Below are 15,475 nucleotides of genomic sequence, written 5' to 3' on the forward strand. Positions count from 1 at the left end.
ATTTTAGTCAAATTCCAGTTCCACCTGCTCAGTACCGACCAGGCCTCGCAAATCCAGCAACAGTTTGTCCGTTGGCGTAACACGCCATGACGCCCCGAATCGTAGCCGGGCTCTTGCGTTTTCTCGTTGGTAATACAGATGCACTGGTATCGTCCCCGATCGATGTGGTTCCAACGATTGGCGGAGACGGTTCAAAAGCTGGTCATCAATTTGCCTGTCAGTCAGCGAGATAGCAAGACCGCGAGCATATTTTTCCCGTGCTTCACTGATGTCCATTACATCGCGGGCCATCATTTTAAGCCCGCCACTGAAGTCATCAAAGCTGACCTGTCCTGTGGCGATAAGGATACGGTCTTTTTCCAATAAATGCTGGAATTTTTCCAACGCTTCGGTGAACAACATCACTTCCAGACGACCGGAACGGTCATCAAGTGTACAGATCCCAATGCGGTTACCCCGCTTGGTGACCATGACACGCGCAGCGAGGACCAGCCCCACTGCGACGGTCATTTTGCCCCGTTCCGTCGGATGCATATCTTTTAAACGCTGGCCGCCGCCATAACGTTCAATTTCTTTCAAATATTGTGTGATCGGATGGCCGGTCAGATACAAGCCGAGCGTCTCACGTTCGCCATCCAGAACCGTTTGTTCCGGCCATGGCATCACATTCGCGTAAGATTTCTCAACCTGCTCAGGCGCTTCTGCAAGCACACCAAACATATCAACCTGACCAATCGCCTCGGCTTTGGCATGTTGATCAGCGGCTTTCAATGCGTCGCTTAAGGAACTCATCAACGCGGCACGGTGTGGTCCCAGACGGTCAAACGCCCCGGACATGATCAGCTTCTCGAGAATACGTTTGTTCAGTTTTTTGACGTCAGCACGCGCGCAGAGATCAAACAGTTCTTTGAAATAGCCGCCTTCGTTACGTGCTTCAATAATGGCTTCAATCGGACCTTCACCCACGCCTTTAATCGCGCCGATACCGTAAACAATTTCGCCTTCATCATTCACGTGGAAATGATACAGACCGCTGTTGATATCAGGCGGTAAAATCTTCAGCCCCATACGCCAGCATTCATCCACCAGCCCGACCACTTTCTCGGTGTTATCCATATCAGCCGTCATTACCGCCGCCATGAACTCCGCAGGATAGTGCGCTTTCAGCCACAGCGTCTGATACGAGACCAAAGCGTAAGCCGCCGAGTGAGATTTGTTAAAACCGTAACCGGCAAATTTCTCTACCAGGTCAAAGATTTTAATCGCCAGTTCGCCGTCAATACCCCGAGATTTGGCCCCCTCTTCAAAACCACCGCGCTGCTTGGCCATCTCGACCGGGTTTTTCTTACCCATTGCACGGCGGAGCATGTCTGCACCACCCAGCGAGTAACCGGCCAGAACCTGCGCAATCTGCATAACCTGTTCCTGATACAGGATGATGCCGTATGTCGGCTCCAGCACAGGTTTCAGGGATTCATGCTGCCACTGGATATCCGGATAAGAAATCTCTTCACGACCATGTTTACGGTCAATAAAGTTATCCACCATGCCGGACTGCAATGGCCCAGGGCGGAACAGCGCTACCAGTGCGATCATATCTTCGAAGCTGTCGGGCTTCAGACGTTTGATCAAATCTTTCATGCCGCGGGATTCAAGCTGGAATACCGCCGTGGTTTCCGAGCGTTGCAGCATGTCGAAGCTTTTTTTATCATCCAGCGGGATGGCCGCAATATCCAGCGGTGCCTCACCGGCTTTCGCGCGGCGGGCGTTGATCATCTCCAGCGCCCAATCGATGATGGTCAGCGTACGCAGACCGAGGAAGTCGAACTTCACCAGACCCGCGTATTCCACGTCATTTTTATCGAACTGCGTGACCGGGTGATTACCTTCTGCGTCACAATAAAGCGGCGCGAAATCAGTGATTTTGGTCGGCGCAATCACCACACCACCGGCATGTTTACCGGCATTACGGGTTACACCTTCCAGCTGACGCGCCATATCGATCAGCGACTTAACTTCTTCGTCAGCCTCGTAAATCTCTGGCAACTGCGGCTCAGCGGCAAATGCTTTTTCAAGCGTCATCCCCGGATCAGGAGGCACCAGTTTGGAAATGCGGTCAACGAAACCGTAAGGATGGCCCAGAACACGCCCCACATCGCGGATCACCGCTTTGGCCGCCATGGTACCGAAGGTGATGATCTGCGAGACCGCTTCGCGGCCATACATTTCTGAAACGTGATCGATAACCCGGTCGCGTTTTTCCATGCAGAAGTCGACGTCAAAGTCGGGCATGGAAACACGTTCAGGGTTAAGGAAACGTTCGAACAGCAGGTCAAACTCGAGCGGATCCAGATCGGTGATTTTCAGGGCATACGCCACCAGAGAACCCGCACCGGAACCACGCCCCGGCCCGACAGGCACGCTGTTATCTTTCGACCACTGGATGAATTCCATTACGATCAGGAAGTAACCGGGGAAACCCATCTGGTTGATAACTTTAAGTTCGATGTCCAGACGCTCGTCATATTCAGGGCGTCTTTGTGCACGAACTTCCGGATCCGGGAATAAAAACTCAAGGCGCTCTTCCAGCCCGATTTTTGATTTTTCGACCAGAAAATCTTCAGTGGTCATATCACCGGTAGGAAACTGCGGCAGAAAATATTCGCCCAGACGGATGGTGACATTACAGCGTTTGGCGATTTCCACGCTGTTTTGCAGAGCTTCAGGCAAATCCTCAAACAGCTCGCACATTTCATCTTCACTGCGCATATATTGCTGTGAAGTGTAATTGCGCGGACGTTTAGGATCATCCAGTGTAAAGCCATCGTGGATCGCAACACGAATCTCATGGGCATCAAAGTCGGTCGGCACCATAAAGCGCACGTCGTTGGTTGCCACCACCGGCAAACCGCGTTCTGTCGCCAGTGCGACCGCCGCATGCAGATAGTTTTCTTCTTCTACCCGACCGGTACGGATCAATTCGAGATAATAGCGATCAGGGAAATACTGCTGGTAGAAATCCAGGCACTGACTGACTTGCAAATCATTTCCGCGGGTCAGAAACTTACCGACATCACCCATTCTCGCGCCGGAAAGCAGGATCAAACCTTCATTGAGTTCTGCCAGCCATTCGAGGTCGACGATCGGCCCGGCTGCGCCGTAACCGCGCTGATATGCTCTGGAAATCAATAATGTCAGGTTCTGGTAACCCTGATTATTCATCGCCAGAACAGTCAGTTGGGCCAGTTCATCACCCAGAATTTCGCTTTGGACATTCAGGTCTGCACCGATAATCGGTTTTACACCTGCGCCATGTGCCGCACCGTAAAATTTAACCAGTCCGCACAAGTTAGTGAAATCGGTAATCGCCAGAGCAGGCATGCCGAGTGACGCTGCGCATTTCACCAGCGGACCGACCTTCGCAAGCCCATCCACCATGGAATAGTCGCTATGTACACGCAGATGAATAAAACGAGGTTCGGCCATATCCAGAGTCCAGAAATGAGTGAATTAAAGGTTTGTGTGCCCGTCTTTTTTAGCAATAAAAACGGGCAGGAACAAATGACGCGTTATGCCAGTCCGAGCGCGCGTTTCACCGGTGAAAAACTTCGACGGTGGTGTGTAGTGGCTCCAAGACGGGCAAGACTTTCAAGATGCACCGGCGTCGGATAGCCTTTGTGCTTCGCAAAACCATATTCAGGGAACTGAAGATCCAGTTCAACCATTTCGCGGTCGCGGGTGACTTTAGCCAAAATTGAGGCTGCGCTAATTTCAGCGACTTTGCTGTCCCCTTTCACTATCGCCTGTGAAGCCATCGGAAGTTTAGGGCAGCGATTGCCGTCAATCAGCACCATATCAGGCGTAATACACAAACCGGCAACGGCTCTTTGCATTGCCAGCATGGTGGCATGCAAAATATTCAGTTCATCAATTTCATGTGGTTCAGCGCGCCCGAGACTCCAGGCCAGCGCTTTCTCTTTGATTTCGATGTATAACGCCTCACGGCGCTTTTCAGAGAGTTTCTTGGAATCTGCCAGCCCGGCAATCGGGTTAGCAGGATCAAGAATCACAGCAGCGGTGACGACTGCCCCCACCAAAGGACCGCGCCCCACTTCATCCACGCCTGCAATACAGACAGCTTGTGGATAGATAAATACATCACTCATCGCTTTGCCAGCTCCATGACAGCCTGAGCAGCCTGTTCGTCTGCGTCACGGCGGATACTTTCATGCAGTTCCAGGAACGTCTCACGCAGTTCCCGGCTTTTCTCACCACCAGCCAATAAAGGCAGCAACGCAGCAGAAAGTTTGTCAGGTACACATTCGGTTTGCAGTAATTCGGTGACAATTTCCCGCCGTGCCAGCAGATTTGGCAATGAAACATACGGCGTTTTCACCAGACGTTCCGCCAGCCAGAAAGTGAAAGGTTTCATACGATAACCCACCACCATCGGGCATTTTGCCAGCATACATTCCAGCGCTGCCGTTCCCGATGCCAGTAAAGCGGCATCACTGGCGATCATCGCTTCCCGACCTTTCCCATCGAGCAAATGCGCAGGAAGATCAGGGGCTATTTCAGCCTTGATCCGTTCAAACTGCTCGCGACGTTTGGCATTCACCAGGGGCACAACGACATGTAAATCAGGATAAGTCTGTCGTAGCTGCAAAGCTGTTTTCAGAAAATCCGCGCTGAGCATTTCCACTTCAGCGTGACGACTTCCCGGCAGCAAAGCAAGGCAATGCACATCTTCAGGAATACCGAGTGACAAACGTGCAGCCTGTTTATCAGGATGCAGCGGCATCGCATCGGCCATCGTATGACCAATGAAACGACAGGGAACATTGAATTTGTCATAAAACGCTTTTTCGAAAGGCAGGAATGCCAAAACCAGATCCGTTGCCTTGCCGATTTTGAAAACACGTTTTTGACGCCAGGCCCAGACAGACGGGCTGACATAGTGAATAGTACGCAGACCGCGCTGCTTCAAACGACCTTCAAGCGTGATGTTGAAGTCAGGAGCATCAATGCCCACGAACACATCAGGCTTCAGTTCGCTAAAACGACGGGTCAGATCTTTGCGGATTTTCAACAAGCGTGGCAGCCGTTCAAGAACTTCCACCACGCCCATTACCGCCAGTTCTTCCATCTCGTACCAGGCTTCGCATCCTTCCGCCTGCATCAGCGGACCCGCGACACCCACAAAACGGGCATCAGGATGATGCTTCTTCAAGGCTCGAATCAGCCCGGCGCCAAGAATGTCACCGGACGTTTCACCGGCCACCAGGCCAATTGTCAGAACAGGCTTTTGCATTGTTTTCCGTAGCGCAGATCAGCGAATAATACCGCGCGTTGAGCGGTCAAAGAAATCACTGAAAGGTTTAGCTTTCGGGAATTCAGCCGCGATAGCAGCGATTTCCGGTTGTGCTTCTTCCAGCGTTTTACCGCTGCGGTACAGTAACTTATAAGCATTGCGGATAGCGTGCAGATCGGCTTTTTCGAAACCACGTCGCTTAAGCCCTTCGATATTGATGCCGAAAGGTGTCGCATGGTTACCTTGCGCAATGACAAACGGAGGAACATCCTGAGCAACCCCGGAACATCCACCCACCATCACATGCGCACCGATAATACAGAACTGATGCACTGCCGTCATGCCGCCAATGATCGCGAAATCATCAACCTCAACGTGACCACCGAGGGTCGCGTTGTTCGCCAGAATACAGCGATTCCCAATGACACAATCGTGGGCAATATGTGCGTTAACCATCAACAGGTTATCACTACCCACTTTTGTCAGACCACCGCCCTGAACGGTACCACGATGAATGGTAACGCTCTCACGAATATTGTTGCGATCGCCGACCTCAACGCGTGTTGGTTCACCGGCATATTTCAGATCCTGGTTAATTTCACCAATGGAAACGAACTGAAAGATGCGGTTATCGCGACCAATTTTGGTCACGCCATTAAGAACTACGTGTGATTTAAGCTCGGTGCCTTCACCAATTTCTACCTGGGAACCCACGTAGCAGAAAGGACCGATATGAACTCTGGCACCGATAACAGCACCGTCTTCAACAATAGCGCTTGGATGAATAAAGGCGGTTTTATCAATCATGTATTAAGACTCCCGGCGGCGGGCGCACATCATTGATGCCTCGCAAGCGATCTCGCCATCGACTTTCGCGACACCTTTGAAACGAGCAACGCCACGACGCTCTTTAATGAATTCAACTTCCAGAACCATCTGGTCACCCGGCAAGACCGGACGTTTAAAGCGTGCATCGTCGATTGCTGCAAAATAATACAATTCGCCAGGTTCCAGTTTTCCAACGCTTTTAAATGCCAGAATGCCGGTGGCCTGAGCCATTGCTTCCAGAATCAAAACGCCCGGGAAAATCGGTTTACCCGGGAAATGGCCCTGGAAGAACGGTTCGTTAAAAGAAACGTTTTTCACAGCGCGCAAAAATTTCCCTTTCTCAAAATCCAACACGCGATCAACCAGCAAGAACGGGTAACGGTGTGGCAGTAAATCCAGTATCTCTTCAATATGCAGAGTATGAGTGTCAGTAGTCAAAATACTCTTCCTGTCTATAAAAACTGATGGCATCAATAACACGGCCTGCCAGACCCCAAAAGAAGGTCATCAGGCAGGCCGCAAATAGGAACGTATGTCGCAGGTTCACTCAACGAAGGGAACACAAAGCAGCACCGTAGGTGGTAATTAATCTTTTTCGATTTTACGCTCGACAGCTTTGAGGCGTTTATTCATCTCGTCGATATTCATTACCAATGCAGCCGTCTTACGCCAAACTTTATTCGGTTGTAACGGGATACCGGAGGAGTATACCCCAGGTTCAGTGATTGGTCGCATTACCATTCCCATTCCCGTCACTACGGCCTGATCACAGATTTCCATGTGACCATTGATAACACTGGCTCCGCCGATCTGGCAGTAGCGTCCAATTTTCAGACTACCGGCCATAATAACACCGCCAGCGACCGCCGTATTGTCTCCAATCACGACGTTGTGTGCAATCTGACATTGGTTATCAATGATGACGCCATTGCTAATGATAGTGTCATCCAGTGCGCCACGGTCAATCGTGGTACAGGCACCGATTTCAACACGGTCACCGATAATGACAGTACCTAACTGTGGGATTTTAACCCAATTACCACGATCATTGGCATAACCAAAACCATCAGCGCCGATAACAGTACCTGACTGAATCAAGCACTGCTCGCCGATTTCAACGCGGTGATAAATAGAAACATTGGCCCACAAACGTGTGCCAGCACCTATTTTTGCCTCTTTACCGATAAAACAGCCTGCACCGATGACAACATTGTCACCCAATACAACGCCTGATTCGATGACTGCATTTGCGCCAACCGAGACATTCTTACCTAATGTTGCACTGTCTGAAATCACCGCACTCGCCGCGATATCCACTGCCGGTGCTGGCGTGGTATCCAGCAATTGCGCCATCCGCGCATACGTCAGGTAAGGGTTTTTAACCACTAATGCCGCTGTAGGGCAAAATGGCAGATCCGCTTCGGTCAACACTACGGCGCCTGCATTGCAGGAAGCCAACTGTTCACGGTAACGGCTGTTTGATAAAAACGTGATTTGCTCAGAGTGTGCGGAATGCATTGAAGCAACGCCGGTGATGGCAATTTCGCCATCACCGTGCAATTGTGCATCCAACTGCTGTGCGAGATCAGCCAGTCGAATTGAAGACATGTTTATTTAACCTGTTTCAGCACATCAGCAGTAATGTCTTTGCTATTGTCAGCATATGCAATGGCATTAGCATCGATAACAACGTCATAACCTTCTTTACTTGCTACAGTTTTCACAGCGTCCTGAATACGGCTCAGGATTTTGTTGCGCTCTTCGCCCTGACGACGACGGTTGTCCTGGTCGAATTGCTGCGCTTTTGCAGAGAATGCTTCACGCTGAGCCATTACGTCTTTTTCAAGTTTAGAACGGTCGCTGGCTTTCATTGTAGAGCCATCGCGTTGCAGACGTTGCATTTTGGTTTGCAGATCACGTTCCTGAGATTGCAAATCTGTCGCACGGCTTTTGAACTCGTTTTCCAGCTGTTTTGCTACAGCTTCACGAGCAGGCATTTGTTGGAAAATACTTGCTACGTTAACGATAGCAATTTTATCAGCAGCCTGAACGCTAGCTGAAGAAGCCATAACTAAACCGAGGCCTGCGGCATATAACCACTTTTTCACTATAAACTCCTTCCATCACCCGTTGTGCCATATGGCACATTAAATTACACAAAACACCTGACATGAAAACAATACACGGGCCGAAACCCGTGTATGAGATTTATCATCAGGCCATTGCGATTCTGCTGGACAACTTCTGCCCGGACAGAACGTTACCAGGTTTTACCAATGTTAAACTGGAACTGTTCTGCCTTATCGCCTTCATATTTCTTGACCGGTTGTGCGTAGGAGAAGACCAATGGTCCAAGTGGAGACATCCACTGCAACGCAAGACCCGAAGAAACACGAATGTTACCTGGTTTACTGTAATCAGGAACGCCTGCCGCAATAGTCTGCGGGGTGTTTTCCCAACCTGTATCCCAAACAGTACCGCTGTCCACGAACAGGGAAGTACGCAATGAGTTAGCGTATTTCTCGCTAACAAATGGAGTCGGAACAATCAGTTCAGCACTCAATACTGCCATTGCGTTACCGCCAACTGCGTCGTTTGAGTTATCAATCGGACAGCCGCTGTAAGATGTGTTAGCCGTAGTACATTTGTAGTATGCCGCTTTTGGACCAATGGTGTTCGACTGGAAACCACGAACACTGCTTGAACCACCGGCATAGAAGTTGTCGTAGAACGGCACTTCTTTACCGCCAAGACCGTCTGCGTAACCTGCACGCGCACGGCCCATCAGCACCCAGTCACGATCCTGATTTAGCGGCATATAACTGGTTGAATCAAATGTAATTTTATAATATTCGTTATCAGAACCCGGAACGGTTACTTTACCGTTCAGACTGGCTTTCGTCCCCGATGTCGGGAAGTAGCCACGGTCGAGATTGTTATAACCCCAGCCGAGGTTGGCGAAGAAATCATTCGCACTAAAGTCAGCATCAGCATTGTCACTGGTGGTCACCGGCGGTTTCAGCCCAACAGAGTTCAGATAACGGAACATAGCGATCTGTGGTTCCATATTGGACAGATCGTTGTGTACGTAATCCAGACCCAGGCGCAATGAGTTATTTTCATTGATTGGGAAACCAAGATTACCGCCAATACCATAACTTCTGTTGGTATAGCTGGACAGGTCCGCATCATCAGCTTTGAAGTCGTTATAGAAGATACGACCACCCAGACTTACGCCATCAACGGTGAAGTAAGGGTCAGTGATAGTGAATTCTGCATATGTCTGGTAATCGTTTTTAGTACCGCTGATGCCAACAGAATTGCCCGTACCCAGCCAGTTATCCTGCTGGACACCCACCTGGAAGCTGACACCACTTTCAGTACCGTAACCCACACCAAAGTTGAAGCTACCGGTGTTACGTTCTTTCACTTTGTAGACAACATCAACCTGATCAGGCGAACCTGGAACACGCTGCGTATCAACATCAACCGTTTCGAAATAACCCAGACGGTTCAGACGCTCTTTACCTTTATCGACCAGATCGTTGCCCAACCAGGCACCTTCCATCTGACGCATTTCACGGCGCAGTACGCTGTCCTTACTGGTGTCATTACCTTCAAAACGGATATGACGTACATAGAAACGGTTCCCCGCATCAACGTTGATATGCAGTTTGACGGTCTTGTCTGCATCATTAATTTCTGGCTGTGTAGTCACACGCGGATAGGCATAGCCATAACGACCCAGCATCTGCTTGATGTCGTTTTCCATTTTGGTGACTTTGGCGCCGTTATACAGCTCGCCTTTATCAATTTTAGTCAGGCTTTGAACTTCTGCTGAGTGACCCGCCATGCTGCCAGTCACTTCAACGCCAGAAAGTTTGTATTGCTCACCTTCTGTGATGTTCAGCGTAATGTAGATGCCTTTTTTGTCCGGCGTCAGGCTGACCTGAGTCGAATCAATGTTAAAACGGGCATAACCGCGATCCAGATAGAAACTACGCAGGGTTTCAAGGTCACCCGCGAGTTTTTGTTTCTGATATTTACGGTCACCGACCACGTTCCACCATGGCACTTCATCACGCAGCTGGAAGCGTGAAATCAGATCATCGGTCGTAAAGGCATGGTTACCAACAATGTTGATCTGCTGAATTTTGGCAGAAACACCTTCGGTGAAGACCAGCTTCAGATCAACACGGTTACGTGGCAAAGGGGTCACAACCGCTTTTACCGATGCACTGTATTTACCGACGCTGTAATAGAAGTCTTCGAGACCTTTCTCGATGCTGCCGATGGTTGTACGGTCAAGGGCTTCGCCAACACGGACGCCAGAGGCCTCCAGGTTTTGCTTCAGCATGTCATCTTTCACCGATTTGTTACCGGAGAAAGTAATGCTGGCAATAGTTGGACGTTCTTTGACCTGAACAATCAGAGAATTTCCATCGCGCAGGACACGAACATCCTCGAAGTTGCCAGTGGCAAACAATGCACGAATGGTATTACTGATATCATCGTCAGTCACCGTATCACCGACGCGAACCGGCATATTGAGTAACGCCGCACCGACGGCAACTCGCTGCAGGCCTTCGAAATGAATATCTTTCACTACGAAACCGTCTGCACCGTATACGGTGGCGCTGCCAAACAGCAGCGACGCTATGAGCAACTTTTTGATCGCCATCGTTGTTATGCGTTCTTCCTAACCTAATCTCCGGCCTTAAAGACGGGAGAAATCATTGAAAAGTGCAAGCCCCATCAACAACACCAGCAAAACTGAACCAATGCGGTAACTGAAGTCCTGAACTCGCTCGGAAACTGGCCCACCTTTAAGCTTTTCTATTGCGAGAAACAGCAGGTGTCCACCATCTAATACCGGTAATGGGAAGAGGTTGATGATCCCCAGATTGACACTAATGAGTGCCAAAAACGTGAGGTAAGACACCAAACCATATTCAGCTGACATTCCTGCGCCCTGTGCGATGGATATTGGGCCACTCAGATTGTTCAGCTTCACATCTCCGGTAATTAACTTACCCAGCATGCTCACTGTGAGTTTCATCAGTTGCCAGGTTTTATCCCCGGCCTCATAAAACGCCACAAACGGGCCATACTGACGGATTGTTTTATATTCATCAGGCAGCGGTATCACTTTCGGTACCACACCAGCAAAACCCTGTATCTTGCCTTTACCTGCGGACTTCGTGTCCGGCGTCAGTGTTAACGCGACGGGATTCCCCGCCCGCTCAACTTCCAGTGCAATTGGTTTACCCGGATTGTCACGTACCTGTATGACAAACGACTGCCAGCTTTCCAGAATCTGACCATCGACTTTAACGATCCTGTCCCCGGCTTGCAAACCCGCCTTTTGCGCGGCTGAATCTGGCTGCACCTCCTGCAGAACAGATTCTATCTGCGGCCCTCTGGGAATCATACCCAGAGACACCACCGGATCCTGCTTTTCAGGATCAAACTGCCATTGACGCAAATCCAGAGTTTTCTCAACGACCTGGGATGAGCCAAATTGCGCCACATCAACCGTCGTTTGATCATCACCAATTTCGCCGACTAACGCCATACGAACTGAATCCCAATCAGGCGTTTCGATACCCGCAACAGATTTTAGTTCCATTCCGGGTGAAATATTGGATTGTGCGGCAATTGAATTTGCAGTGACATTTGCCACGACAGGACGCACGCTCGGCACGCCGATGACGAAGATCAGCCAGTAAGCAAAAACAGCAAAAATGAAATTGGCGATCGGCCCGGCGCTGATGATAGCAGCGCGCTGCCAGATTTTTTTGTTATTGAAAGATTGGTGGCGGAATTCAGGCGCTACAGCCTCGACGCGCTCGTCGAGCATCTTAACGTAGCCTCCGAGAGGAATGATGGCCAGAACATACTCTGTTCCCTGACGGTCAGTCCGGCGCCATAGCGCGCGTCCAAAACCGACAGAAAAACGTTCGACACGCACACCACAACGACGAGCAACCCAGAAATGGCCGAACTCGTGCACGGTGATAAGCACCCCCAATGCGACGATAAAGGCGGCCAGGCTCCAGAGTATGTTCATCATATGTCTAACTATTCCTTAGGAAACTTCACCGTCACAGACGGATTAATACACTAACAGCATCAGACAGGCGAATACAGGCACCGCAGCCGTCAGGCTGTCGATACGATCCAGTATTCCGCCGTGACCAGGGATCATATGACCACTGTCTTTGATCCCTGCCTCGCGTTTGAACATACTTTCCGTCAGGTCGCCCAGCACAGAAGCCAGCGCGGCAACAACGGAACAAATCAATAAGGTCGACGGTACCACATCAAGTGGTGCATAGCGGCCAAATAACCAGGCTATGAGGGCTGAAGTCAGAAGACCGCCAGCAAACCCTTCCCAGGTTTTCCCCGGGGATACTTTAGGCGCCAGTTTATGCTTACCAAATAATTTACCAAACAGGTAAGCGCCGGAGTCTGCCCCCCAGACCAGTAGCATCACATATAACAACCACCATGCGCCAGTATGATGATTTTCTGCATAACCGTATTGGCGCAGTGCGACCATACCCCAGAAAAACGGCACAATAGTCAGTATGCCAAAGACTAAGCGCAGCACACGGGAATGGCGCCAGAAGGCTGCCGAAGCAGGATATCCAACCACCAGCACCAATGCCAGACACCACCACGCAAGCGCAGCCCATAATGAGCCTCCGACTTGCAACAGATGCACGCTTTGCTGGTAAGCAGGTATGCTCAGCATCATCGCTGCCAGCAGGAAACCACATAATATAGCCAGCCAGATGCGCTGATTACGGCTTGCAAAACCGGCCAGTTGCCCCCACTCCCACGCTGCCAGCATGCACACAACTAACGTCACGATGGCAAAACCGACAGGCGGTAATAAAAAGAGTGCTGCAATAACAATCGGTATTAAAATCAGAGCTGTGATAATGCGATACTTCAGCAAATGTTCTCCCTAGGACGCATTGGCGCCGATAGGTGTAGTCCCCCCGAAGCGGCGCTCGCGTTGTGCAAAAGCAGTCAGCGCACCTTCAAAGGTATTTTCATCAAAATCAGGCCAGAGGACATCGGTAAAGTAGAGCTCCGCGTAGGCAATTTGCCACAGCAAAAAGTTACTGATCCTATGTTCCCCACCGGTTCTGATCACCAAATCGACGGGTGCCAGTTCGCTCATACAGACCGCTGAATTCAGCAATTCTTCTGTAATCTGTTCTGCCCGCAGCGTGCCGGCTTCAACCTGACCCGCCAGAGTCTTAACGCCTTGAATAATATCCCATCGGCCACCGTAATTCGCGGCAATGTTCAGGGTAAGACCGTCGTTATTTTGAGTCATTGTTTCTGAACGACGAATGCGTTCCTGCAGACGAGCACTAAAGCGACTGACGTCGCCAATGACCCGAAGCCTGACATTATGTTTATGCAAGCTTTTGACTTCACTGTCTAATGCACGGACGAACAACTCCATCAATGCGGAGACTTCCTGGGCCGGACGATTCCAGTTTTCACTACTAAAGGCATAAAGCGTGAGTGCATCAAGGTGATGACTGGCAGCAAAACTTACCGCTTTGCGCACCGACTTCACTCCCGCTTTATGACCGAATACCCTCATTTTACCCTGACGTTTTGCCCAGCGTCCGTTACCGTCCATGATAATGGCAACATGGCGAGGTTGAGAGCAATACATATCAGACATCTGTTGATTTTCGAGGGACATAACGCGTACTCATTTCCTTTTATCAGAACACAGCGGCTTTCTGGCTGGCATAACATTCTTCTGGCTGACGACGCCACAACAGTTAGCTGGCGGCACACCTTTCTGTCGCTGGTGCGACTACACGCGCAAAAAAGCCGTGTCCCCCTTGCAGGCACGGCTTACACTGACAGATCACCGATTCCACCTTTAACACTCAGGCCCTGAAAAGCCAAATCTACTGTCAGTGTGGCGCAGACTATACCATTTCAATGTGATGCTAACAAACTGCTGCATAAGTACAAAAACAGCCTTATAGCGCAAATGTATGAAGTTTCTCACGTGCACTGGCTCTCGCCTGCGCGTCGATCTCCAACACTTCCTCAACAGAATCAGGTTCAGCGCTCACTAACTGCTCCATCACCTGACGATTCAGGCCAGCAATGTCAGTAAAACGAATCTCACCATTGAGGAACGCGGCCACCGAAATTTCATTCGCGGCATTCAGTGCCGTCGTCGCTGCCTGCCCGGTGTTGCTGGCTTCGATAGCCAATTGCAAACAAGGATAACGTGCGTAATCCGGTGCACTGAAAGTCATCGCACCCATTTTACAAAAATCCAACGCTTCGACGTCAGTTCTGACTCTGTGCGGATATGCCATGGCATGCGCAATTGGGGTACGCATATCCGGCGAGCCAAGTTGAGCCAGCACGCTGCCATCGCAATAACGCACCATGGAATGGATCACGGATTGCGGATGGATAATCACTTCCATCTCAGCAGCAGAGGCATTAAACAACCAGCGGGCTTCAATATACTCCAGCCCTTTATTCATCATGGTTGCCGAGTCGACGGAAATTTTACGCCCCATCGACCAGTTGGGATGCGCGCAAGCCTGATCAGGAGTGACATCGCGAAATTTATCCAACGGCAGTTCGCGGAACGGGCCACGGATCCGGTTAAAATAATGCGGGAGATCCCGTGGCTTTCGAGGGAAGCATATCCCAGCTGTTTTTGAATGGATTCAGGCAAACTCTGGAAAATAGCGTTATGTTCACTGTCGATAGGCAATAGCTGAGACTGACTATGGCGGACAGCGTCCATAAAAATGCGCCCGCAGGTCACCAGCGATTCTTTGTTAGCCAGAAGTACCTGTTTACCTGCGCGGACAGCAGCAAGTGTCGGTAACAAGCCCGCAGCCCCCACGATAGCCGACATCACCTGATCCACATCATCAAGAGCGGCCAGTTCAGTCGCCGCATCGGGTCCGGAAAGCACCTCGGTACGGCTTCCCTGTTCAGCCAGAATGGCTCTCAGCGCACGGGCAGAAGATTCATCCGCCATCGAAGCATAGGCAGGGTGAAACTCAAGACACTGCTGCGCCATAACGTCAACATTGCGCCCTGCAACCAGTGCTTTAACGGCGAAATCGTCAGGGTTAGACCGGACAACGGAAAGCGTGCTGGTGCCGACAGACCCTGTCGAACCAAGAATAGTCATTTGTTTCATGAAAATGCCCGGGATAGCGCTCGTAAATTCGGAAAGTGCACAGTCTGAAACCTCTTATCTGGCTTGTCCATGAGATTGTTCGAACAGGTAAAAAATTTAAAGCCCGATAAAAGACAAAG

The 15,475-nt window shown here is 50.4% G+C and carries 11 protein-coding genes and 1 pseudogene; all 12 read right to left on the reverse strand.

Going from position 1 to position 15,475, the window contains the following annotated elements; genetic code table 11:
* Window positions 1–3: 3 nt before the first annotated feature.
* The 12 genes and pseudogenes from dnaE to ispC all read right to left on the reverse strand — a co-directional run bounded on the left by dnaE (window position 4) and on the right by ispC (window position 15,356).
* Window positions 4–3,486 carry a DNA polymerase III subunit alpha gene (dnaE, locus tag UC14_RS12980; RefSeq protein ID WP_112197853.1) on the reverse strand — a complete coding sequence of 1,161 codons (3,483 nt, stop codon included), beginning with the start codon at window positions 3,484–3,486 and terminating at the stop codon, window positions 4–6.
* An 83-nt stretch (window positions 3,487–3,569) separates the two neighbouring features.
* Window positions 3,570–4,166: a ribonuclease HII gene (gene rnhB / locus UC14_RS12985; protein ID WP_037035141.1), complete on the reverse strand. Its 597-nt coding sequence runs from the start codon at window positions 4,164–4,166 to the stop codon at window positions 3,570–3,572.
* On the reverse strand, window positions 4,163–5,311 hold the full coding sequence (gene lpxB, locus UC14_RS12990; protein ID WP_037035142.1) for a lipid-A-disaccharide synthase: 1,149 nt from the start codon (window positions 5,309–5,311) through the stop codon (window positions 4,163–4,165). Before lpxB ends, rnhB begins: the two co-directional genes overlap by 4 nt.
* A gap of 18 nt (window positions 5,312–5,329) precedes the next feature.
* Window positions 5,330–6,118, reverse strand: a complete 789-nt coding sequence (gene lpxA / locus UC14_RS12995) for an acyl-ACP--UDP-N-acetylglucosamine O-acyltransferase (protein ID WP_013574205.1) — start codon at window positions 6,116–6,118, stop codon at window positions 5,330–5,332.
* Window positions 6,119–6,121: 3 nt separating this feature from the next.
* Window positions 6,122–6,577 carry a 3-hydroxyacyl-ACP dehydratase FabZ gene (fabZ, locus tag UC14_RS13000; RefSeq protein WP_013574204.1) on the reverse strand — a complete coding sequence of 152 codons (456 nt, stop codon included), beginning with the start codon at window positions 6,575–6,577 and terminating at the stop codon, window positions 6,122–6,124.
* 147 nt (window positions 6,578–6,724) lie between these two features.
* Entirely contained in the window at window positions 6,725–7,747 is a 1,023-nt protein-coding gene (gene lpxD, locus UC14_RS13005) for a UDP-3-O-(3-hydroxymyristoyl)glucosamine N-acyltransferase (protein WP_013574203.1), read from the reverse strand.
* A gap of 2 nt (window positions 7,748–7,749) precedes the next feature.
* Window positions 7,750–8,247, reverse strand: coding sequence for a molecular chaperone Skp (skp, locus tag UC14_RS13010; protein WP_013574202.1), 498 nt, complete (start codon window positions 8,245–8,247; stop codon window positions 7,750–7,752).
* A gap of 152 nt (window positions 8,248–8,399) precedes the next feature.
* Window positions 8,400–10,820 (reverse strand): outer membrane protein assembly factor BamA, encoded by a 2,421-nt coding sequence (gene bamA / locus UC14_RS13015; protein WP_013574201.1) that lies wholly within the window; start codon window positions 10,818–10,820, stop codon window positions 8,400–8,402.
* A 36-nt stretch (window positions 10,821–10,856) separates the two neighbouring features.
* Window positions 10,857–12,212 carry a sigma E protease regulator RseP gene (rseP, locus tag UC14_RS13020; RefSeq protein WP_013574200.1) on the reverse strand — a complete coding sequence of 452 codons (1,356 nt, stop codon included), beginning with the start codon at window positions 12,210–12,212 and terminating at the stop codon, window positions 10,857–10,859.
* 42 nt (window positions 12,213–12,254) lie between these two features.
* Complete coding sequence (gene cdsA, locus UC14_RS13025) at window positions 12,255–13,103, reverse strand: phosphatidate cytidylyltransferase (protein ID WP_013574199.1); 849 nt, start codon at window positions 13,101–13,103, stop codon at window positions 12,255–12,257.
* 9 nt (window positions 13,104–13,112) lie between these two features.
* Window positions 13,113–13,871: a (2E,6E)-farnesyl-diphosphate-specific ditrans,polycis-undecaprenyl-diphosphate synthase gene (gene ispU, locus UC14_RS13030; RefSeq protein WP_013574198.1), complete on the reverse strand. Its 759-nt coding sequence runs from the start codon at window positions 13,869–13,871 to the stop codon at window positions 13,113–13,115.
* A gap of 289 nt (window positions 13,872–14,160) precedes the next feature.
* Window positions 14,161–15,356: pseudogene (gene ispC, locus UC14_RS13035) on the reverse strand (1-deoxy-D-xylulose-5-phosphate reductoisomerase).
* Window positions 15,357–15,475: the final 119 nt, after the last annotated feature.

This window comes from Rahnella sp. NRRL B-41462, assembly GCF_003263525.1.
Taxonomy (GTDB): Bacteria; Pseudomonadota; Gammaproteobacteria; order Enterobacterales; family Enterobacteriaceae; genus Rahnella; species Rahnella aceris.

Excerpts from the sequence above, each read along its gene's own strand:
- bamA (WP_013574201.1), bottom strand. The coding sequence starts at position 10,820 with ATGGCGATCAAAAAGTTGCTCATAGCGTCGCTGCTGTTTGGCAGCGCC.
- lpxA (WP_013574205.1), bottom strand. The coding sequence starts at position 6,118 with ATGATTGATAAAACCGCCTTTATTCATCCAAGCGCTATTGTTGAAGAC.
- rnhB (WP_037035141.1), bottom strand. The coding sequence starts at position 4,166 with ATGAGTGATGTATTTATCTATCCACAAGCTGTCTGTATTGCAGGCGTG.
- lpxB (WP_037035142.1), bottom strand. The coding sequence starts at position 5,311 with ATGCAAAAGCCTGTTCTGACAATTGGCCTGGTGGCCGGTGAAACGTCC.
- lpxD (WP_013574203.1), bottom strand. The coding sequence starts at position 7,747 with ATGTCTTCAATTCGACTGGCTGATCTCGCACAGCAGTTGGATGCACAA.
- rseP (WP_013574200.1), bottom strand. The coding sequence starts at position 12,212 with ATGATGAACATACTCTGGAGCCTGGCCGCCTTTATCGTCGCATTGGGG.
- ispU (WP_013574198.1), bottom strand. The coding sequence starts at position 13,871 with ATGTCCCTCGAAAATCAACAGATGTCTGATATGTATTGCTCTCAACCT.
- dnaE (WP_112197853.1), bottom strand. The coding sequence starts at position 3,486 with ATGGCCGAACCTCGTTTTATTCATCTGCGTGTACATAGCGACTATTCC.